The 22,088-nt window shown below is 45.1% G+C and carries 21 protein-coding genes and 1 riboswitch; of the genes, 2 read left to right on the forward strand and 19 right to left on the reverse strand.

Annotated elements, in window-relative coordinates:
- Positions 1–69: 69 nt before the first annotated feature.
- The 16 genes from MKX62_RS04760 to MKX62_RS04835 all read right to left on the reverse strand — a co-directional run bounded on the left by MKX62_RS04760 (position 70) and on the right by MKX62_RS04835 (position 16,138).
- Positions 70–2,220, reverse strand: a complete 2,151-nt coding sequence (locus MKX62_RS04760; RefSeq protein ID WP_340740900.1) for a (Fe-S)-binding protein — start codon at positions 2,218–2,220, stop codon at positions 70–72.
- Between the two features lie 528 nt (positions 2,221–2,748).
- Positions 2,749–3,432, reverse strand: coding sequence for an alpha-ribazole-5-phosphate synthase (locus tag MKX62_RS04765; protein ID WP_340740901.1), 684 nt, complete (start codon positions 3,430–3,432; stop codon positions 2,749–2,751).
- Complete coding sequence (locus MKX62_RS04770) at positions 3,429–3,914, reverse strand: ECF transporter S component (protein WP_067213200.1); 486 nt, start codon at positions 3,912–3,914, stop codon at positions 3,429–3,431. The genes MKX62_RS04765 and MKX62_RS04770 overlap by 4 nt, the downstream gene beginning before the upstream one ends.
- 3 nt (positions 3,915–3,917) lie before the next feature.
- Positions 3,918–4,499, reverse strand: coding sequence for a cob(I)yrinic acid a,c-diamide adenosyltransferase (locus MKX62_RS04775; protein ID WP_067213203.1), 582 nt, complete (start codon positions 4,497–4,499; stop codon positions 3,918–3,920).
- A complete protein-coding gene (locus MKX62_RS04780) occupies positions 4,496–4,918 on the reverse strand; it encodes a bifunctional adenosylcobinamide kinase/adenosylcobinamide-phosphate guanylyltransferase (protein WP_340740902.1) in 423 nt (140 codons plus the stop codon). Before MKX62_RS04780 ends, MKX62_RS04775 begins: the two co-directional genes overlap by 4 nt.
- On the reverse strand, positions 4,870–5,463 hold the full coding sequence (locus tag MKX62_RS04785) for a histidine phosphatase family protein (RefSeq protein ID WP_187045939.1): 594 nt from the start codon (positions 5,461–5,463) through the stop codon (positions 4,870–4,872). Before MKX62_RS04785 ends, MKX62_RS04780 begins: the two co-directional genes overlap by 49 nt.
- The gene (gene cobS / locus MKX62_RS04790; protein WP_338654933.1) at positions 5,436–6,200 is read right to left on the reverse strand and encodes an adenosylcobinamide-GDP ribazoletransferase; all 765 of its coding nucleotides are present in this window, start codon (positions 6,198–6,200) and stop codon (positions 5,436–5,438) included. Before cobS ends, MKX62_RS04785 begins: the two co-directional genes overlap by 28 nt.
- Complete coding sequence (locus MKX62_RS04795) at positions 6,197–7,033, reverse strand: cobyric acid synthase (RefSeq protein ID WP_187045941.1); 837 nt, start codon at positions 7,031–7,033, stop codon at positions 6,197–6,199. The genes cobS and MKX62_RS04795 overlap by 4 nt, the downstream gene beginning before the upstream one ends.
- Entirely contained in the window at positions 7,030–7,623 is a 594-nt protein-coding gene (locus tag MKX62_RS04800) for a bifunctional adenosylcobinamide kinase/adenosylcobinamide-phosphate guanylyltransferase (protein ID WP_340740903.1), read from the reverse strand. The genes MKX62_RS04795 and MKX62_RS04800 overlap by 4 nt, the downstream gene beginning before the upstream one ends.
- On the reverse strand, positions 7,605–8,684 hold the full coding sequence (locus MKX62_RS04805; protein WP_340740904.1) for a pyridoxal phosphate-dependent aminotransferase: 1,080 nt from the start codon (positions 8,682–8,684) through the stop codon (positions 7,605–7,607). Before MKX62_RS04805 ends, MKX62_RS04800 begins: the two co-directional genes overlap by 19 nt.
- Positions 8,671–9,627: an adenosylcobinamide-phosphate synthase CbiB gene (cbiB, locus tag MKX62_RS04810; RefSeq protein ID WP_067214078.1), complete on the reverse strand. Its 957-nt coding sequence runs from the start codon at positions 9,625–9,627 to the stop codon at positions 8,671–8,673. The genes MKX62_RS04805 and cbiB overlap by 14 nt, the downstream gene beginning before the upstream one ends.
- Positions 9,627–11,099, reverse strand: a complete 1,473-nt coding sequence (locus MKX62_RS04815) for an adenosylcobinamide amidohydrolase (protein ID WP_340740905.1) — start codon at positions 11,097–11,099, stop codon at positions 9,627–9,629. Before MKX62_RS04815 ends, cbiB begins: the two co-directional genes overlap by 1 nt.
- 1 nt (position 11,100) lies before the next feature.
- Positions 11,101–12,096, reverse strand: coding sequence for a FecCD family ABC transporter permease (locus MKX62_RS04820; RefSeq protein WP_338654927.1), 996 nt, complete (start codon positions 12,094–12,096; stop codon positions 11,101–11,103).
- A complete protein-coding gene (locus MKX62_RS04825) occupies positions 12,089–13,054 on the reverse strand; it encodes an ABC transporter substrate-binding protein (protein ID WP_340740906.1) in 966 nt (321 codons plus the stop codon). Before MKX62_RS04825 ends, MKX62_RS04820 begins: the two co-directional genes overlap by 8 nt.
- Before the next feature lie 119 nt (positions 13,055–13,173).
- A riboswitch (cobalamin riboswitch) is annotated at positions 13,174–13,358 on the reverse strand.
- A gap of 672 nt (positions 13,359–14,030) precedes the next feature.
- Complete coding sequence (gene argS / locus MKX62_RS04830) at positions 14,031–15,698, reverse strand: arginine--tRNA ligase (protein WP_067213227.1); 1,668 nt, start codon at positions 15,696–15,698, stop codon at positions 14,031–14,033.
- Entirely contained in the window at positions 15,695–16,138 is a 444-nt protein-coding gene (locus MKX62_RS04835) for a DUF1934 domain-containing protein (RefSeq protein ID WP_067213229.1), read from the reverse strand. Before MKX62_RS04835 ends, argS begins: the two co-directional genes overlap by 4 nt.
- Positions 16,139–16,297: 159 nt before the next feature.
- Between MKX62_RS04835 and MKX62_RS04840 the strand changes: the two genes are divergently transcribed.
- Positions 16,298–18,355: a transglycosylase domain-containing protein gene (locus MKX62_RS04840; protein ID WP_067213232.1), complete on the forward strand. Its 2,058-nt coding sequence runs from the start codon at positions 16,298–16,300 to the stop codon at positions 18,353–18,355.
- 784 nt (positions 18,356–19,139) lie between these two features.
- On the opposite strand, the gene MKX62_RS04845 is transcribed toward MKX62_RS04840, so the two are convergent.
- Complete coding sequence (locus MKX62_RS04845; RefSeq protein WP_187045949.1) at positions 19,140–19,670, reverse strand: YwhD family protein; 531 nt, start codon at positions 19,668–19,670, stop codon at positions 19,140–19,142.
- Between the two features lie 68 nt (positions 19,671–19,738).
- Between MKX62_RS04845 and MKX62_RS04850 the strand changes: the two genes are divergently transcribed.
- Positions 19,739–19,924, forward strand: coding sequence for a 2-hydroxymuconate tautomerase (locus MKX62_RS04850; RefSeq protein WP_187045950.1), 186 nt, complete (start codon positions 19,739–19,741; stop codon positions 19,922–19,924).
- Between the two features lie 184 nt (positions 19,925–20,108).
- Here the strand turns inward: MKX62_RS04850 and MKX62_RS04855 are convergent, their stop codons facing one another.
- Together MKX62_RS04855 and MKX62_RS04860 are read right to left on the reverse strand one after the other, a co-directional pair.
- Positions 20,109–20,615 (reverse strand): YwgA family protein, encoded by a 507-nt coding sequence (locus MKX62_RS04855; RefSeq protein WP_340740907.1) that lies wholly within the window; start codon positions 20,613–20,615, stop codon positions 20,109–20,111.
- Positions 20,616–20,627: 12 nt separating this feature from the next.
- Positions 20,628–21,926 (reverse strand): HD domain-containing protein, encoded by a 1,299-nt coding sequence (locus MKX62_RS04860; protein WP_067213241.1) that lies wholly within the window; start codon positions 21,924–21,926, stop codon positions 20,628–20,630.
- Positions 21,927–22,088 lie beyond the last annotated feature (162 nt).

Below are 22,088 nucleotides of genomic sequence, written 5' to 3' on the forward strand. Positions count from 1 at the left end.
TTTTGATTTCACAAATCATAGTTCACTATTCTATTAATTGTACGACAATACTGATTGTTCCGCAATGGCTTATTGCAAAATCGATTCTACTACAACCTCTTCAGCTGGCTGCCAATCCTCACCGAAAATCGAACGTTCTAGTAGTTCGGCGATATCATATGTGCCAACAGACTCTTCTACTTCTTTCGCTTTCGTGCCGTCTGACAACATCGTCAAGCAGTATGGACAGCCGGATGATATGATTCCCGGGCTGACTTCAAGTGCTTGTTCTGTACGAGCGACGTTGATACGGTGGCCAGTGTCTTCTTCCATCCACATAAGTCCTCCGCCCGCTCCACAGCACATGCCGTCTTCACGATTACGTTTCATTTCGACTAGATTAACGCCAGGAATTGCTTTAAGAATTTCACGTGGCGGATCATAGACGTCGTTATATCTGCCTAGATAACATGAATCATGGAACGTAATTGTTTCGTCGATTGCATGCTCCGGTTTTAACTTCCCTTGGACAACGAGTTCGTAAAGCATTTCCGTATGATGGACTACTTCTGCTTTAAATCCGAAGTCAGGGTATTCATTTTTGAAAATATTGTAGGCATGCGGGTCAATGGTAACAAGTTTTGTGACGCCCGCTTTTTCGAATTCTTCAATATTGGCGGTAGCCAACTCTTGGAATAAAAACTCATTCCCTAAACGACGCGGCGTATCTCCAGAGTTCTTCTCTTTATTGCCAAGAATGGCGAACTTGATGCCCGCTTCATTCATCAGATGGACAAATGATAAGGCGATTTTTTGCGAACGGTTGTCGAATGACCCCATTGAACCCACCCAGAACAGGTAGTCAAATTCTTCGCCCGCTTTTTTCAATTCTTTGACCGTTGGAATATGAAGATCTGGACGTGCATCTCTCCAGTTTTCTTTCTCTTTACGGTTAAGCCCCCATGGATTCCCTTGACGTTCGATGTTTGTCATCGCGCGCTGTGCATCCGGATCCATTTTTCCTTCTGTCATAACAAGATAACGGCGAAGGTCAATGATTTTGTCAACATGTTCATTCATAACCGGACATTGGTCTTCACAGTTACGACATGTTGTACAAGCCCAGATTTCCTCTTCCGTGATGATATCGCCGATGAGGGACGGGTTGTAAATGTCATCCATTGTAGCGCCTTCAAGTCCAGCTGCAAATGCAATCTGGTTGCCTTTTGTTTTATTGAACGCGAGTGTTGGTACCCACGGTTTCTGCTTTGTCACAAGTGCGCCTGTATTTGTCAGGTTATCACGTAGTTTCGTTATGAGATCCATCGGAGACAGCATTTTACCTGTTCCAGATGCTGGACACATATTCGTACAACGTCCACATTCAACACAAGCGTATAAATCGATCATTTGGAGCTGCGTGAAGTCAGTTATTTTACCTACTCCAAGCGGCGGCATCTCTTCTCCTTCTTCTACATCTTCCAATGCTTCGAAGTCGATTGGCTTTAAACGGCCTGCATGATCAAGACGGTGGAAATAAACGTTAGCAGGTCCTGCGATCAAGTGCGCATGTTTCGATTGTGGCACATAGACGAGGAACGTCAGTAAGATTAGCAGATGGATCCACCAAGCAATGAAGAATATGACGGCCGCCCCAGTTTCCGGCATGAAACTGAATACTGTAGCAATCGTCGATGCGATTGGTTCCATCCATGTCGTTTCATGTCCTTGCCAAATCATGTTCATACCGTTTGCAAGTAATGTTGAAAGCATGAGTCCCCCGATGAAAATAAGGACAAGTCCGGATTTCCACCCACGTTTTAAACGCACAAGCTTCTCAACATAACGGCGGTGGAATGCCCACACTACCGCGACAAGTATTGTCACAGCAACGATTTCCTGGAAGATTGTAAAGACAGGATATACTGAACCAAATGGTAAGTGTGATCCCGGTTTTAACCCTTTCCAGACAAGATCGATAGCTCCAAACTGTACGAGTAAAAACCCGTAGAAAAACATAACGTGGATAGCTCCACTCTTTTTATCTTTTAATAATTTCTTTTGTCCGAAGACGTAAATCCATATTTTGCGGAGACGTTCCGAAATGTTATTATCAAACTCTTCTTTTCTCCCCAGTTTGATAAATTGAATGCGTGTTTTGATTAGATATGTGAACAACGCAAGCGCGTAGGCCACGACCGCGAGAAACAAAATCCAGTTGGCAATGATCAATGGATGCATTTATTATCTCCCCTTCCCTTGTTGTTTGAATAGTACAGATAGTGTAGTCGAAAATAAGTATCGTGTCGATGTCTATTTTCTAGTTTAATTATGAATGAGCGTTCAGTCAACTAAAAGTTTTGATAGTTTTGAGATATTGGTGAAATTAGTGGGAGGGTTGGTGGAAGATATGATTAATAGGACGGTTATATGATTGGGTGGCTGGTGGATATGATCGGCAAGACGATTATATGATCGGTGGCTGGCGGATATGATCGACAAGACAATTATATGATCGGTAGCCAGCGGATTTGATCGGCAAGACGGTTATATGATCGGTCAACCTGCAGATTTGATCGGTAGGAGGTTTATATGATCGGTCAGCCTGCAGATTTGATCGGCAGGAGGTTTATATGATCGGTCAGCCTGCAGATTTGATCGGCAGGAGGTTTATATGATCGGTCAGCCTGCAGATTTGATCGGCAGGAGGTTTATATGATCGGTCTCACTATTAAAAGTTAGAAAAAACCTGCAAAGACAATGCAGGTTTTAAGTAATCATCATTAGTTTATTCAAATGGACACCGAAAAGTGCTTTAGCTTCCTCGATATTCATTTCAGGAATGGCTAGGAGAACCACTGTCGACGGTCCCGCTGATTTCATCGAATCCAGCGCGGTTTCGACGCGCGCTTCCTTAATTCCAGTCAGCAAACGGACCTCTTGTAAAATCCCGCTTGAGCCAACTGGCCAGATTTGATGGACGATTTCACTTTTCATTGCCTCGTGAATTAGCCGGACGGACGCAATTTCATCTACGCGAGTTCGCACTTCATCTCCAACGAGCGGTGTGCCGTAAGTAAACCATACACTATTTTTCGGAGCTGGTGCTTCCATCTTTTTGCCGATGATGGTTACTGCCATCGCTGACTGAACAAGCTCCATATTGGTTTCTGAACTGCCATTAATGGGAGGAACTTCAAGCCCCGCCTCGTGGAATAAATCCGTCACGCCTATCACATAATTTTTCCAACTCGTGCTGCCGCTAAAATTATGGACGAGGATTGAAACAGGTTCTGCATGCGTCACCCACTGTTCAAGCAATGCGACGCGAGCTGCAAAATACGCTGTGACGCGATCCGGAACATTAACTATATCCTGCAACTTTTCGCCGATGCCGCCTGAATTATCCGTTGTCACGATGAAACCGTTGCCGATATCAATGGCATTTCTCATCGAAGTGCCCCCATGCGACTATCAACCACATGCTGAAGTGACGGCAGAACGACCGCTGCAACAACTGCGTTAACGATTGTCGCGAGCAAGAGAAATGGAACTGCTCCGAGGAAAAATGCCGGTGAAATCAGGAAATAAAACGGCAGCGGTGCGATTAAACCATTTGCCACTATGAAAAAAATCCACTTCGTTAGATTGCGTCCCGCTTTGTGTAGGCGTGCAAAGACGATAACGATGACGAACATTTCAAGTGCAACGAGCACATGAAATGGACCTAACAGAAACCCCGAATTCATAGCGGAGGCCATGTGCCCAAGCATCCCGACTACCCCCGAAAATACCGGCGGGAGAAAGGCCACGGAAATGAGTGCCGGGACAGTATCAAGTGCCAATGAACCAATGCCGGATGGGATTTTGATTAATCCACCGATAACACAAAGGGCTACAAAAAAAGCCGCCAATGTGAGCCGTTTCAATTGCATTGATTAATCCTCCTTCTTCTTATCCGTTCTGAACACTTTAGCACTTCTTACGTATTCATTATCCGGTACGTTAACCCGGGAATTCGCAATGCGCGCTGCAACGAAAAGATAATCGGAAAGCCTGTTCAAATAACGTTGTACTACTGCCGGTACATCTTCTTCTGCTTTTAAAAGTGTAACCGTCTGGCGTTCTGCGCGTCTCGCAACAGTTCGTGCAATATGAAGTGTTGCAGCAGCAGGCGATCCACCTGGTAAGATGAATTTCTCTAATGGCGGCGCTTCTTCCATTAGCACATCAATGCGTTGCTCAAGCACATCAACAGGTTCCTCAGACAATTTGTAATGACGTTCTTTCATAACGTTTGCAAGGTCGCCCCCACCATCAAATAATTCGTTTTGAATGGCTTCCAAATCTGTCAGCATATCCGCAAAAATTGCAGGATCGAGTTCCGTCATTGCTTTACCGACAAATGAATTCAATTCATCCATCGTGCCATATGCCTCAACGCGAAGGCTGTCTTTGTCGACGCGCCCCCCTATTAAACTTGTTTTCCCTTTATCCCCTGTGCGTGTGTAAATTTTCATTGTTGTTCTCCCCTTTTCTTCACTGTTTTTGCCAAGCCATACCAAATTCTTGTCACTTCATCCGCTTCCGCCAATAATTGCTGATAAAGCCGGCCGCAAGCATCGCGTAATTTTCGCTGGTCTGCATCGATAGGAACGATTCCCCGTCCAATATCGGTTAATATAAAAACTGTCTGACGGTCCTTGGCGATGCAACTCATTACATATTCAATGGCCGCTTGTTCCGATAAATTCGTTTCCGCAAGCCACTTCTCGACTCCAGCTATGACAGTCGTCTGAATGGTTTCCCTATCCACTATGAAACTATCTCCCAGACAATTTCCTTCTACCCAGTGTACGTTTTCTTGCCCTTGCTCGGTCAGCCATTTTCTTACGTATTCTCGTTTGCCGTTATGGGCACCGCCGATATAGACGTGCATGACTCCCCCTCCTCGAATGCTTTGTCGCTTTCCCATTCAAATCGGTAACCCGTTCCGTGCGGGATGTCCCACGACCAAAAACCTTTATCTTCAGATGAAAACTTCGTCAAGACTACGCGAATAGGTCCCCCATGTGTCACGACAACCGCCTTGTTCGGCAATTGTTTCACTGCAGCCACTACACGCCTTTCTAGATCTGTTAAACTTTCACCATTTAATGGTGCGAATTCATATGGATCATCAATCCATTTGCGATAGTCCTTATTCTTTTCAAGTTCCGCATATGTTTTCCCTTCAAACTCACCAAAATTACATTCGCGCCAACTGGCAGCTGTTTCAATAGACGCATCTGGGAAATAGCGAACGGCACTTTGTTTTGCACGACGAAGATCACTGCTGTAAACGTGTATCGGGGCTTCGGGTAGACGCCAATTCAAATTAGCCGAATCTAAAATCGGTTCATCTGTCCAGCCAATATATTTCCGTTCTTTATTGCCCAAAGTAGGAAGATGTCGGATTAGATAAAGCACAAAACGGCTAGCCATAACAATACCTCCATTCCTTCAATGAATGCACCACATAGGTCGCCGGTGACGCCTCCAAAATGCTTCAATGACCAGTTACGAAACGTGAAGAATGCGATTCCAATTACAACCGCTATCACAATTGGAATTAGTACACTTGTCAACATAAACCCTAGCGCGAATAAAGTCATTGCACTACTTACTAGCGTCCAGCTAATTAGTATATTTATTGAAATCATTTCTTTGAAAAAGTGTGCGATTCCTTTATCTTTTGCAAGACGTACCGTGGAGAAATATAGGTTCATAGTGGCTCTTGCTAGGAAAGGAATCGCTATAAACACCGCAATATTCCCTGAACCACGCATCAGTATTTCATTGAACACAGCGATTTTCACGATGATCAATAAAACAAGCGCCATCGTTCCAAATGCACCAAGTCGCGGATCCTCTAGAATTTCGAGTCGTTTTTCGCGATCTTTGTATGAAAAGAATGCATCGCCCGTATCCGCCCAGCCATCCAGGTGCAAACCGCCGGTCAGTATGATAGCCGTCAATACGATAAAAACCGATGCAAGAAATGTTCCAACATGTAAATAATTCACTAGAAGTTCCGACACTCCGTACATCGCGAGCCCAATTGCCGCTCCAACGAAAGGTAGAGCCACATACATTGCTGTCACTTCTCTTCGGCCGAGTGGCAATTCTTTTCGAACGGGGATTGCCGTGAAAAATTGCATGGCTAGCAGCAATCCGTTCATTCCATCTCACCAGGTTGTGACAAAATTTCTTTGATTAGCGGCCAGTTGAGATGCGCTTTAACATGTTTTGCCCATGCATCATAGACGTCGATTCCCGCAGGTGCTTTCATTACCGGTCGATCCATATCTTCCTCTTCGATGCCATGATCGATTTTATAAGGAATAACACCTGCCACTGGAACTCCAGTGTAGGATTCTATAAATTCAATCCCTTCTTGGAATAAAGAAACGTCACCATGGAATTTATTGATAATAATAGCTTTGACACGTTTTCGATGCTCAGTTGGTAATAGTTGTAGCGTCCCGACGATTGATGCGATAGCACCTCCGCGATCAATATCTGCCACCAAAACAGCAGGTACATCCGCAATTTCCGCCACGCGCATATTCACAATTTCCCTGTCGTTGAGATTCACTTCTGCAGGACTGCCCGCACCTTCAATAATGACCGTTTCGTACGTTTCTGCCAGCTTGGTAAGCGACGTGTTAATGGCCTCAATTCCACGCGTGAAGAACTGTTCGCGATACGCCATTCCAACAATTGGACCAAATTTCTCTCCGAAAAAAAGCACTTCCGATTTCATGTCCGCAACTGGTTTCAGCAAAATTGGATTCATATAAATCGACGGCTTCGTTCTAGCAGCTTGCGCTTGAATGAATTGTGCACGGCTCATTTCTTCGCCATTTTCCGTTATCGCTGAAAAACGAGACATGTTTTGCGATTTGAAGGGTGTTACCCGCACGCCTTCGTCCGATAAAATGCGGCACAACGCTGTACAAATCATCGTTTTTCCAGAGTCTGATGCTGTTCCTAAAACAATTAGCCCATTCATTGCGTCACCTCCTGCCGATCATGTTTCCATATGATTGGGATTCCGTAATCCATTTCAATTGCTGTATCTGCTTTTTTGACAAGCACTTGGTGAATGCGGCCAATCCATTTACTGTAGAATTCCGTTTCAGCATATTCTGATGGCAGTTCGTCTAGGACTTCATTCGAAACAATAACGAGATGGGCGGCTTGCGACACTAGTGTGTCAATCGTTGTGTACAACTGTGTTTCCTTGCGCTCCATACAACCCGCTTGTCCAATACAAGGTTTTCCTGACTCCCAACCTGTGTATAACTCATTTGCTAACCATGTCGTCAGGCAATCCCATAACACGTAATCCCCCGGTTGAATGGAGGGCGATACCTTTTCCAGCTCGACTGGTTGTTCAAGGGTTGTCCAACTATGAGTGGAACGATCCGATTTGTGATGTTCAATACGCGCCTGCATTTCTGAGTCCGTTACGACGCCGGAGGCAATGTAAACTAGCCGGGCCGCATTTTTCTGCGCTTCATGAACAAGCAGCTTTTCTGCATAGGAGCTTTTCCCGCTTCTAACGCCGCCACTTATGAACGTCAGTTTTCCGCGAACCATTGCAACAGCTCCTCCTTCAAGATGTTCATGGACGCATCGTTTTTCATGCCAATCCGCAACCAACTGCCATCCATGCCGCGGAAATTTTGTGAATGGCGAAGGACGATTCCACGTGTGAGCATATCTTTATACAACTTATTCGAATCACGGCCAGAACTAAGTGTGAATGAAATAAAATTCGTCACTGAATTCGTAACGTTGCACGCATTATCTGTTAAAAACCGTGTCATTTTTTCCCGTTCACGATTACTATACTGAATTGCCTGTTCGCGATATTGCTCTTCCTGTAAGCACACCGCTCCGATTTGTGCGGCTAGACCATTCACATTCCAATGCGGCGCGAGTGCTTTTATCCCCCTAATTACCGACGGATTTGCCGCGATATACCCGAGTCGTATTCCCGGTATGGCGTACATTTTCGTCATAGAGCGAACGACGATGACGTGCGGATTCTTCTTTAATTCTGCAATGAAAGACAGTGATTCATCAACAAAATCGATAAAAGCCTCGTCTAATACGACTTCACAACCTACTTCAGCACCATGCCTGATAATGACGTTCAAACCCGTGCGTTCAGGCATGATTCCAGTTGGATTATTTGGTGTGCAAAGGTACAGAACTGATGCTGAAGTCATGGCCTCAAGGATAGCTTCCAGCGGCAATTTAAAGCCGTCACTTTCCGATGCAATAACGCGAACGATCTCCACATCCTTCGCCAAGAGAGTCGCTTCGTATTCGGAAAATGTCGGGTGCACGACAATCGCTCGCTTTGCGCGATAACGCTCTGCCAAAAGTGCCAGCAGTTCTGCCGCCCCGTTCCCCGCGAATAAATAATCGGTCGAAATGCCATGGTAATCAGCCGCCGCTGACAGAAACGGCTCCCCTTTTGGATTTGGATAAGCCGTAAGCAAATCTCGTAAACTTGGCCACATCTTGGTAATTGAATCAGGAGGCCCCGCCGGATTGACATTTTCACTGAAATCCAATAAACGTATAGGCTGTTCAATGCCCAGTGTTGCGTAAAGGTTGTGTGGATTTGCGCCATGTTCAGGCAACTGCATATAAAGCCACTCCAATCACCGTCATTACTAGCCAGAAAATAAACACTATGATATGCATCTGTGTAATGGTTTGTTTAATATGTATTGCGGTTAGCGGGGTGTTGCCTGGACCAAGCTCAGGTCGCTTCGATACGATTCCGCGGTATGTACTTGTTCCGCCAAGCGTAACGCCAAGTTGCCAAGCCGTCGCTGCCTCCAAAAATCCGCTGTTTGGACTTGGATGTTTCCTTGCGTCTTTACTCCAGCCAGCAAAGCGTTTCCAAAAGGACAACTGACTTTTATTCGGCGCATATAAAATGATTAGAAAACCCGTCACACGTGCTGGTATGAAATTCAAAATGTCGTCCGCGCGTGCAGAAAATTTACCGAACTTCTCATATCGTTCGTCTTTATAACCAATCATCGAATCTAGTGTATTCACTGCTTTGTACATCCAAAGACCGGGTGCTCCCAGAAGGAATGCCCAAAATAATGGCGATGTAATGCCGTCCGCAATATTTTCTGACACAGTTTCAACTGTTCCACGTACGATGCCACTTTCTTTTAGTTTATCGGTATCGCGACCGACAATCCATGACAACTTCGTTCGTGCTGCAGGTAAATCCTGTGCAGCAAGCGGACGGTAAACGTCAAGTGCAGCGTCACGCAAACTTTTTTGTGCCAGCCCGACGGCGATCAGAATTGATTCCACACCAATACCTACATAGATATTGAATTGATAGGCAAAACCTACTAAAGCAAAAACGATACCTAACACAATCCCGACTGTGATGAAGAGTGTAGACGCCCCTTTTAATGTGCGGAACCGACCTTTATTCATAACACTAGTCAATTTGGCAATGAACGTCCCAATTAAGCGGACTGGATGCGGCCATTTCGGTGGATCCCCAATAATTCTGTCGAGCAGAAAACCAATTGCGATGGCGATAAAATGTGCAGGAATCAAGTTGTCCACCCTTTCGCCTTTTTGTAGGCACGGATTGCCCGTACAGTGCAGTCATAAACTCCGTGGCCAATCAGTTTTCCAAGCGGCGTAATCGGACCTGCATACGGCAGGAATTCTCCTTGTTGTGTTGCCGCGACTAGCAGGCTGTCCGTCGATGTACCTGTCGCAATTGTGCCTGTGAACGGATCTGTTATGGATTCCATTTGAAGCGCTTTCGTTTTCGCTTCTGTTGCCGTTATCATTGCTTGGATAAATGCTTCATCAGGTAGCTGGCCATTGACGATAACCCATGTATTGATTGTACCGACACGAGGTTTCTGATCACGCGTGAGTGCTTGCGAGACATCGACAGCATTACCGACGCCAGCTGTTACCGCAATCAAAATCGTTCCGAAATCCCCTGTGTATTCCTCGACTTCAGCATGCTCCGTCATGACCGCGGTCATCATACCGACCGTATCCGTCAGATGAAAACCTTGCTGTTCAAGGTAGGCAGTATTTTCAGCTTTGACATCGTCTACATTATAATCAGCATCAACATGACGATTGACAAACGACCGATACCAGCCTATTCCAGCATTATGAACGGCGGAGGAAATGGTTTTCAACGGGTATTTTGTTCGTAATGCAACAAAGTCCGATGCTAACGAAAAGTCCTCTTTTACAACGGCGAAAAGCTTAATTTCCTCTTTGGTATCCGGCAGCAGTGTAATTTGAGGTTTTGGCAATTCAGGATGGGGCTGTGATTTTATTCGCGCACCGTAAACAGATTGGATTGCCTCTTCCATCACTACGTCTTGTGGCACACCTATTCTGGCAATCTGCCCTTTATCCATCAAGAGAAGTCGATCGCAGTATAAAGAAGCCAAATTGATATCGTGAAACACCGAAATAACTGTGAGTCCTTTGTCAATTGCTTGTTGACGAATCGTATCGAGTAATTGTTGTTGGTGAGCGATGTCCAAGTGATTCGTTGGCTCATCGAGTAATAAAATCGGCGCCTCCTGTGCGAGTGCCTGTGCGACGAAAACGCGTTGCTGTTCGCCACCTGATAGCAGTTCGATCGAGTTTTCAGCATAGCGTGTGATGGACATACTGGTTATGGCATCGGTCACGGCGCGCTCGTCTTCATCTGACCATGAGGAAAATAGTCCTGATTGGTGCGGATAGCGACCGAGTTCAACCGTTTCTCGAACAGTGTGGGAAAATGCATGTGCATGGAGTTGTGGCAAGACGGCTACTTTTTTGGCAAATTCTTTTTGTGAATAAGTAGAAGCGTCTTGCCCGTCAATTGTGACGGAACCCGTTTCCTTCGGGAGAATGCCTGAAATAATTTTCAAAAGTGTGGATTTACCACTGCCATTGGGTCCAAGTATGCCGAGTACTTCGCCTTTATTGACATTGAATGTCACTGCTTTCACGATGGATTCTTTGCCATAACCACCGGAAATATTTTCGACTTTTAACATTTCACATGCCTCCTTTCCTCCGTTGTTTATAGAAGATAAATGCAAATACGGGTGCACCGATAAACGCTGTGATGACACCGACCGGAAGTTCTGTCGGCGAAATGATTGTCCGGGCAATTAAGTCGCAAATGATGAGCAACGTTGCACCGTTCATGAACGATAATGTCAGGAGATGGCGATGATCAGATCCCCAAAGAAGCCGCGTCATATGCGGAACGACTAGACCAACAAAGCCAATTGTGCCGGACACCGCGACTGCCGAACCTGTCAGGATGGATCCACCAATCAGAATGGCAAACTTACGGCGTTTGACGTTGACACCTAAATGATGCGCTCGTTCTTCTCCAAATAACATCGCATTTAATTCGCGGCGATTCAGCCACAGCATGAATGAACCTACGACGACGAATGGCAAAATCATCGTAATATAATTCCATCCCCGCATTGATACACTGCCGAGTAGCCAACCAATAATTTGACGCAACTCTTCCCCTGTGAGCGCTATCATAAGTGATAGTACAGAACCGAGGAACGAACCGAAAATGATTCCAGTCAAAATAATTGTTTCCATTTTCATCGCTCGGTCAACGAGGCGTGCAAATCCAAGAACGAGGAACATTGTTAATGCAGCACCAACCATACTGAATATAGGAAGCGTATAAGTACCTAAAAACGGGATAGAAATACCAAAAAAGAGCGTCATAACAGCACCGACCGAGGCGCCGGATGACACTCCGAGGGTGTATGGATCAGCGAGAGGATTTTTCAGCAACCCTTGGAAAGCAGCTCCCGAAATCGCGAGCGATGCGCCGACAAGTCCGGCAAGCACGACACGCGGCATACGAATCTTCCACAAAATATTGGTAGCTGTTGCATCCGCCTCCGCATTCCATAACGTACTAATCGGTATTTTCACAGACCCGATTGACACACCGAGCCACACCGCCACAACGAGTGCGGCGGCGGAAACGATGTAGGCAACGCTGGATTTACTCACCGAAAGCCTCAGGGTAGATGGCTTTTGCTATTTCTTCAAGCCCTTCAGCAAGACGTGGGCCTGTACGGCTCGTGATATTCTCTTTAACTTGAACAACAGCTTTTTCTTTAATTGCCGTAATCGTATCGAAACCTGGGCGTGCATAAACGTCTGCAACTGCCGTTTCGATATAATCATACAACACGATAATTACATCCGGATTACGGTTAATAATTTCTTCCGGAGCTATCATAAACCAGTCTTCCTGATCAGCAGCAATATTTTCAGCACCGATCATTTCTAGCATTTGATCCATAAATGTATTTTTTCCTGGTGTGTAAATGTCTGGTGCTGGCGATGTTTCAACGAAAACTGTTTTTTTATTGTCGACTGTTACTAATTTCGCCAATACTTCTTCTACTTTTGCTTTCATATCCGTAATGATTTTTTCTGCTTCTACTGTTTTACCAGTCGCTTGACCGATTGTTTCAATCGTTGTGTACGTTTCTTCAAAATTTGCTGCATTTTTTACAACAAAGACTGGGATTCCTGCATCGCGGATTTGTTGCAGTCCTTCTTTGCCTTTTCCAAGTCCTGATTCATGCGCAAAAACAATTTCAGGGTTCATGGAAACGATTTTTTCGACGTTGAAATCCTGGCCGCCGATTTTCTCTTTTTCAAGTGCTTCTGCTGGATAATCATCGTAGTCATTGACGCCGACAATCGCATCCCCAAGACCTAGTTCAAACAATATTTCCGTGTTGCTTGGCACCATAGAAACGATTGTTGCCGGTGCAGTTTCCAGGGTAATTTCATTACCAACCGAGTCCGTTAACGTAAGCGGGAATTCAGCTTTAACCACTTCGGCTTCCGGTGTCCCATCTACTTTCGGCTTATCTGGTGTAGTAGCTGTTCCACATGCTGCGAGCAAGAATACTGCCAAAAATGCCGTTAATCCTAATTGCCAAATCTTTTTCATGTTGTTTTCCTCCTGTTTGTTCCAAATAAAAATCCCCCGTAATTGCTACGGAGGAATAAGCTGAGTAAAAATCTGGACGCACAGTGACGTCGATTTTCACTAATCCTATCCTCGTAGGGTACGTGTGATCCATAAAGGCAGGTCTCCTGGCTCGTGTTCAAGGCTTGCCGCGTCTTCCCGGAACTTTTTCCAGTGACACATTGCGACTAACTCACACTTACAGTGGCGGGACCGCGCCGGCATTGAACCGACTTCCCTTTTAACCCCGTTTTTAATGCGGGGCACCTTTATGTTTGGTATGTATTTTGTACAACTTTCAGTATACTACAAATTTTTATTGTGTCGATAGTGAGGGAGATTTGTAGATTTAGATATGTTGAATTAAAGAATCCCGTTGAACCTGTTGTGTCGCTCGATGATGAGAGAGTATTAATTCGGAATGTGGATTGTAGATCGCTTGGCTCTTTGGGGATGCCTCTAGCCATGAGCCTGGATTGACGCTTCGCATCCAGTCTCATGGCTTCGGCTACCCCTTTGCCGCGCCGGCGCTGGAGTGTACATTATTGAAAGTGATTTTGAGATGTTTGGACTGAGATTATAATGTGAGTACTATTTTATACTAATTTCATTGAAGAAAGACATACTACGAGCTACAGGTCTTTTCCCCGACAATGCAATGTGCATTCTATTATATAGACAATCCAGCGAAGGCGCGCCTTCGTGGTAGCCGGAGCGATAAGACTGAAAGCGGTCTTCTTTCTGGCTTATCGCGGGAGGCATCCACAAAGCGTCGAAGCGATATTAGCAGGATTTCTAATTCATTCCAGGTAGTTGGACTTATTCAGCGGCCTTCCAAAAGCCCTTGTAAAGAGCATGCATCGTATTCATTTGTTCAACATATATAGGGAGAATATCTGCATGTGAAAAACGCCTTACTTGAGAGATAACAATCTCTCAAGTATGGCGTTCAATTTTATTACATCTTTTCTGGAGCAGAAACACCAATAAGTTTCAATGCATTTGCAATTGTTGTGCGTGTGATTGTAATTAATGCTAGACGTGCTTCCGATAGTTCGCGGTTGTCTGGGTCCAGCACTTTTTCTGCGTTATAGAAGCTGTGGAATGTAGCCGCTAGTTCTTGGATATATGTTGCAACGCGGTGTGGTGAACGGATTCTCGCTGCATCACTGATTACTTGCGGGAAGTCACCGATTTTCTTCAGTAATTCCAACTCTTTTTCAGCTTGCAATAAAGAAACATTATCCACAGATACAGCCATGCCATTTTCATCAGCTTGGCGCAAGATTGATGAAATCCGTGCATGCGCATATTGTGCGTAGTACACAGGGTTTTCATTCGACTGAGAAATCGCTAGGTCTAGGTCGAAGTCCATCTGCGAGTCACCTGAACGCATTGCGAAGAAGTAACGGACTGCATCCAAACCAACTTCCTCAACTAGCTCACGCAAGGTTACGGCTTTCCCCGTACGTTTACTCATCTTGAACTTTTCACCGTCTTTATATAACTGAACCATTTGCACGACGCTGACTTCGAGCGTGTCGTTGCCGTAACCAAGCGCTTCGATTGCCGCTTTCATCCGTGGAATATAACCATGGTGATCTGCGCCCCAAATATTGATAAGTTTATCGAATCCGCGAAACAATTTATCCTCATGGTACGCGATATCCGGTGTCAAATACGTGTAAGTACCGTCGTTTTTAATTAACACACGATCTTTGTCATCACCGAAAGTTGTTGAACGGAACCATGTTGCGCCATCTTCTTCAAAGACATGGCCGTTGGCACGTAATTTATCAAGAGCAACATCGATTTTGCCGTTTTCATACAATGAAGTTTCAGAGAACCAGACATCAAATGACACACGAAAATTCGCAAGGTCTGTTTTTAGCTTCTCTAATTCATGCTCCAGGCCATATTGGCGGAAGAAGGCATAACGCTCTTCATCTGGCGTGTTGACGTATTTGTCGCCATATTCAGCTGCCAGCATTTTACCGATATTAATAATGTCCGGTCCTTGGTAGCCGTCTTCAGGCATTTCTTTATCCAAACCGAGTGCTTGGAAATAACGTGCTTCAACAGAATTGGCAAGGTTGTGCACTTGATTTCCCGCATCGTTAATGTAGTACTCACGTGCCACATCGTAGCCAGCGAAATCGAGAACGTTGGATAGAGAATCACCAAGAGAAGCTCCACGTGCATGTCCAAGGTGAAGGTCACCTGTCGGATTTGCAGAAACAAATTCAACTTGGACTTTTTGTTTATTGCCGAAGTTTGAACGGCCGTAGTTCTCGCCTTGTTCAAGAACGGTCTTGACGATGCCGCCTAAGTAATCCGTTTTTAATTTTATATTGATGAAACCAGGACCTGCAATTTCAATCGATTCGATCGAAGTGCCATCCGTATTTAGTTTTTCAAGTATCGCTTCCGCAATTGCACGCGGCGGCTTTTTCGCTAACTTTGTCAGTTGCATAGCAATGTTCGTTGCATAATCGCCGTTGTCTTTGTTATTAGGCGTTTCAAGCATAATGTCCGGTATTGCCGTTTCTTCTGCCAAACCCGCATCAATTACAGCTTGACGGAGTGCCACTTTTACCTCTTGTTGAATCTGTTCTACCGCGTTCATATTGTTCCCTCCGTGTATGTAATAGTCAGTTCGTATGTTCCAAGAAGCGATCCTTCTGCATGCAAATCGTAATGCACATTGAAGCGTCCTCCGGAATTGTCTTCTTGCTCCTTGAAATCGAGCTTGTCCGTTTTGACAACTAAGTCAAACGTCGCCGGTCCACTGCCGTACGTTCCTGGACGTTCACCAGCTGCAACAAATGGCAATCGCATCGTAACTGCACCGCGACGCATAATAAGTGCGTCTGTAGAATCCAATTTAACAATTGTTTGAATCGACTTTCCACTTTGTTGTTCTTCATATTTCAAATAAGATTTGCCTGCTTTTTCAATCAGCAAACCTTTTGCATTCAATTCATGCTTCTCCTCGTCTTGGCCTGGATGGCGAATTGACGAATGGAGCTTAATCGTTACATATCGCCCTTTTTCCCGCGATTCCATATACTCACTGTCCTTTTCATGAAAACATCTTCTTATTATATCCTTTTTACGGTCTACATTTCAATCTATCCGAGCAATGCATGTTTTTACGCATGTTCCGTTTAATCTGTTTCCATGCGTCCCATACTAGATGCAAAGATATGGACGGGACGGGATCGTATGCAACGGACAGTATATGTGAAACAGAAAAAAAGACGCTCGGCATTACGAAGGCTGTTGCTGCTATCCGTCACGATGATAATGGCGGTGCTGACCATCTTCCTTTCGCTCAGGCTCTATGCTCAAATTACAGGCGCACCTTCTTTAAGCGTGCCAAAAGCTTCTGTCTTTCTTGATAAAGATGGCAAGCAAATTGGCGACCGGTTTTCCGCGGAACGACGGTACTGGGTAGACCTCGATGACATGTCACCGTTTCTAATCGATGCAGTCGTTGCGACAGAAGACAAGAATTTTTATAGCCACAACGGTTTTGATTATAGACGGATTGCAGGCGCCCTTTTGAAAGATGCGAAATCCGGGCGCAAAGTCGAAGGAGCCAGCACAATTACCATGCAATATGCGAAAAACTTGTATTTGACGTTTGAAAAGACATGGAAACGGAAAATCACTGAAGCACTTTATGCCTATCGAATGGAAATATTTTACGAAAAAGATGTCATCTTAGAAGGTTATTTGAATACTGTTTACTTCGGACATGGCATGTATGGTGTCGAGGCGGCAAGTAAGTTTTATTTCGGAAAGTCAGCAAAAGATCTGACGTTAGAGGAATCCGCCGTTATTACTGCCATCGCGAAAGGTCCTTCGGTTTATTCGCCTATTGAAAATCCCGAGAAATCGAGGGAACGAACATTGCTGGTATTGTCACTTATGGAGGCGCAAGGGTACATTACTGCGCGCCAAGAAGAACGGGCGACGAACGAACAAATTACGTTAAAAAACCGCGAATGGGCTGACTCTAAGCGCGTTGCCCCTTATTTTCTGGATGAAGTGTGGCGTGAGGCTGAAAAAGTACTTGTAGCGAAAGGACGATATCCGGCAGAAGGTGGTTGGACAATCCGGACAACGCTGGATCCACTTCACCAACAAGCCGCCGAAGAAACGATCGCTAAATGGATGCCGGATAGCGGTTTACAAGTTGGGTTCATGTCGATAGAAACAGGAACGGGTGCAATCACATCGCTCATAGGTGGGATAAATTATACCGAAAGTCCGTTCAACCGGGCGACCCAAGCAAAGCGTCAGCCCGGCTCGGCGATGAAACCTATTTTGTATGCAGCTGCACTCGAAGATGGGTTCAGTCCACTGACATTTTTATCGACGGAAAAAACCATTTTCACTTATGATGAAGGCCGTTCGACGTATGAACCAAACAATGTGAACGGTAAATTTGCTGGCCACCCTATCTCGCTTGCGCAGGCACTGGCTATTTCCGATAATATTTACGCAGTGAAAACGCTTGAAGATATCGGTTATAAGAAATTCAGCAAAATGGCTGAACGTCTTGGCGTTGACGGTGAATTCGAAGAATCTCCTGCAACCGCACTTGGCACTTCACTTGTCACACTTTCTGACATGACAAATGCCTATAACCGAGTTGCGTCAGGCGGTATCGAAACAGTCCCAACGACGATTCTATCCATATCAGATGCAGACGGAAAAACGGTCTATGAACATCCGAAGCAAAGCAAGAAACATGTCATCAGCGAACAGGATGCATTTGTTCTTACTCATCTGATGACTGGTATGTTCGATCCAGTGTTCAACGATTATTCTACTGCCACTGGTTTATCTATGCGCTCAAAACAGACGCGGCCCTATGCAGCAAAATCTGGAACGACGATTTCGGATCAATACTTAATTGGCTACACCCCTTCACTAACGGCGGGGATTTGGACCGGATATGATGTCGGAAAGCAACTGACCGACACGACGGATAAAGCGGCATCGAAAAAAATATGGATCGACTTCATGGAGACCGTAAATCGCGGTCTTCCACCCGAACCGTTCATCCCTCCGAATGGAGTCAATGGCGTCATCATTGACGTTGACACAGGTGGTATCGCTGTAAATGAATGCGAGAAACAACGGCTTGTTTATGTAAAAGAAAAGGATATGCCACAAAAGCTATGTACGGATAAAGTGCTACGAGAACAGCGCACAGTAGGCGAAACTGACGGGAAGAAGTTTGAACTATTTCCGTTTTCGTTTTTTGAGTGATTTTGGTGTTGAGGATATGATTGGTTGGTGTGGGATATGATCGGGTGGCGCTGGGTTATGATCGGTTTGCGCGGGATATGATCGGACGGCACTGGTTATGATCGGTTTGCGCGGGATATGATCGGACGGCACTGGTTATGATCGGTTTGCGCGGGATATGATCGGACGGCACTGGATATGATCGGTTTGCGCGGGTTATGATCGGGCGGCACTGGTTATGATCGGTTTGCGCGGGATATGATCGGTCAGCGCTGGGATATGATCGGTTTGCGCGGGATATGATCGGACGGCACTGGTTATGACCGGTTTGCGCGGGATATGATCGGGCGGCACTGGTTATGATCGGTTCGCGTGGGATATGATCGGGTGGCGCTGGGTTATGATCGGTTTGCGCGGGATTTGATCGGGGGCACTGGTTATGATCGGGTCGAGCGGGATATGATCGGATGGCGCTGGGTTATGATCGGTTTGCGCGGGATATGATCGGGCGGCACTGGTTATGATCGGTTCGCGCGGAATATGATCGGGCGGCGCTCCCGAATTCATCAAAATCAAAAAAGCTTTCCTCTCCCGAATTAAATCGGGGAAGGAAAGCTTTTTTACCGTTCAAGGCGTCCTGCTAAATGGTGTATCGCGCTTGGGTTTGTTTGATACGTTATTCATCAGGGAGTGCACGATTCCGGTTGTCCTAGCTTACAATTGCAAGCTGTGATTTCAGTGTACTGCCTTTCAAGCTGACATTCAACCTCGGATTGAGAAGTATGCGGAATTTGTCACTTTTTGTTCACAACTCCGGCGAATCCACACTCAAATCAACATGCAGTTTTGGTTCGCTTCTGTCCCACATTTCCTTGTTATGAGTAGCAAGGAATTCAGCTAAAATCTGCTTTGATTTATCATCCATATGCTCAACAATGATATTCCGTTTCATCGATTTATCCATCCGATTAACGTGATCGGCAAGCACTTTATACCCTCGGCGTTTTTCACGATTAACGACCATTTCACACGCTGTAACGCCCGCATAATATGGCCCTTGTTCGCGGAAATCGATTGTTACCCAGACAAGCCAATATGGTTTGCCACCTTCTGAATCTTCGCGGTTCAGCGTAAATTTGACACCGCGTTCTGTATCGCTTCTAGCATGCATCGCACCTATCTCAATACGCGCAACGCCTTCATTGACATCGATAATGACAGGTGACACGTTTTCAAGTGACAACGAACCAATCCCGTACCCGCCATGACCGTCAGTCGGATCGTCCTTTATAATTGTGAAACCCAATTTCTGTTTCGGTTTATTTTCATTTGTCATTTATTCGTCCCCTCCAAATCTGATACTATGTATACTATACCCAATATATACAGAGAGGGGGAAATGTAATGCCAATCGTAACTGTGAAAATGTTGGAAGGTCGTACAGATGAACAAAAACGTGCGCTATGCGAAAGAGTGACAGAAGCTGTCGCTGAAACAACAGGTGCACCTGCTCAAAATGTTTCTGTCATCATTGAAGAAATGTCGAAAAGCCATTATTCCATCGCTGGAAAACGTCCTAGCGATCAATAATTAATTTCCAAAAAGGCTGCCTCATAACGGAAAGTTTCCGACATGGGGCAGCCTTTTTTATTACTGTCCAGACTCCAAGCGTCAGCCCCTCGAGTCGCTTCTGTCCTAAAGATAAAGACAAAGAGCGTCTTTATTTTAGGCCATTCAGCGCTTGTCGGGGCTTAACGACGCTTTCCGCTTTTCTTTACTGAACCGCATACGTTTGAATTTCACTTATGAAGTCAAATGCAGCCGTCATCTCCTCCGCAGAGAAGTTCAGTTTATTTTTCACGATAAGGACTTTAGCGATTTGCTCGTCCTTGTCAAGATGATCAAAGTACAGCAACGTCGAAACGAGTTCGAGGAAACGGGAGCTCTTGACGTTCATGCTGTCGATGCAGGTCCCTAGCATTGCGTGGGCAGCGTCTGCCATTTCGAGGAAACCCACCCCCTCGCCTGTCACTTGATAGCTATATTGGACGTACGATCCTTTGTCCATACACTGCTCCGCCAGAAATCCCATTTCGCATAGTTCCTCAATACGCAACGTTAATTCTTCCGAGTAGGGTCCGTACATGTGAAGCTCATATTTTTCAGCGAATGGGAAATTCATCTTTTTCGCAATATAAATCATTTTTTGTAACTTTTTTCGTCCAGTGACTTCATTCGCCATTGAGATGAATTGCACAATTTTAGCGTGTTCTGATAACACCTTCCCTCACACCTACCCTTTCAGCATATCTAAAATTCGGCCATACAGCGGATTTTGTTCTTTTCCTGCTTCCAAAACATCTTCCGGGAAATAGATTTTATGGTCTGTTCGTCTTTTACCTGAAATCGCATCTACGACATCCGATGAACGCGATAATTCGCTTAAGTCCCCATTTCGCATTTGTAAGTATATCGGTAAGCGTTCGTTTTCTTCACCTGGACCGTAAAAGTCGTAAGGTAAATCTGACGACGAATCTGTAACCAGGTAATAAGCCGGATCAATTCCTGCTTCCTTGAATAACTGCTCGAGTTCACCGATTTTCCGGTATTCTGTTGCCGGATCAAATTCTGCGTACTGGAACAATCTTCTATTGATAAACCGATAGCAAAGGTCCGACAAGATTGCGTCGTCTTCCTTCATCCACATTTGGAAATAGGTTAATAAAATACTTTCATCAAGCGCAATATAGTCTTCAAGCAGAAATGTCTTATCAAAAAAAGAGCGGAAGTGGACAGGTTCTTGTTTAAAGATATACCCGCTTTCATGTAATTGCTTTGCACGATGTAAAATTTTGATCAAAATAACTTCAGCGCTACGTGACACTGGATGGAAATAGACTTGCCAGTACATCTGGTAACGGCTCATTATATAATCTTCCACTGCGTGCATACCGCTATATTTGATAACCGCCTGTTCTTCTGTAGGCCGCATGACACGCAGAATACGTTCCATATCGAAATGACCGTACGACACCCCTGTAAAATAAGCGTCACGCTGTAGATAATCCATCCGATCGGCATCAATTTGACTTGAAATCAGACTGACAACAAGCTTATCCGGATAGGTTTTCCCAATTATATCAGCCACTTTTTGTGGGAAATCAGGTGCCACACGACGAAGCACTGCATTTACTTCTGTGTCCCCTAACAAAATCGCTTGCGTAAATTGTTCATGATCGAGATCGAACACTTTTTCAAAGGCGTGCGAAAACGGGCCATGTCCTAGATCATGCAACAACGCCGCACACATCGTTACTAGACGTTCCTCATTGTTCCATTCAGGCCTGCCGCTGAAACCGTCGTCAATGATGCGTCTGACGATTTCATAGACACCGAGCGAATGGTGAAACCTACTATGCTCCGCCCCATGAAATACGAGATACGTTGTGCCTAGTTGTTTGATCCGGCGAAGGCGCTGAAATTCACTTGTGCCAATAACGTCCCAAATCACTTTATCGCGCACGTGAATATAGCGATGCACAGGATCTTTGAAAACTTTTTCTTCGACCAGTTTTTCATCTTTGTATTCCATAGTGCACCTCCGTCAACTCATTCCCTTTAGTATAATCGTAAAAATGGTTCGTAGGAAGATGGAAAAAGGTTCATTTGAGTGAAAAAAAGATAGAATGCTTTTTTCATTATGAATAAAGTAACGAAATCCTGTCCACACTGACCGTAGAAAGAGACTATGAAC

Source organism: Sporosarcina sp. FSL K6-5500, from assembly GCF_038005665.1.
Taxonomy (GTDB): domain Bacteria; phylum Bacillota; class Bacilli; order Bacillales_A; family Planococcaceae; genus Sporosarcina; species Sporosarcina psychrophila.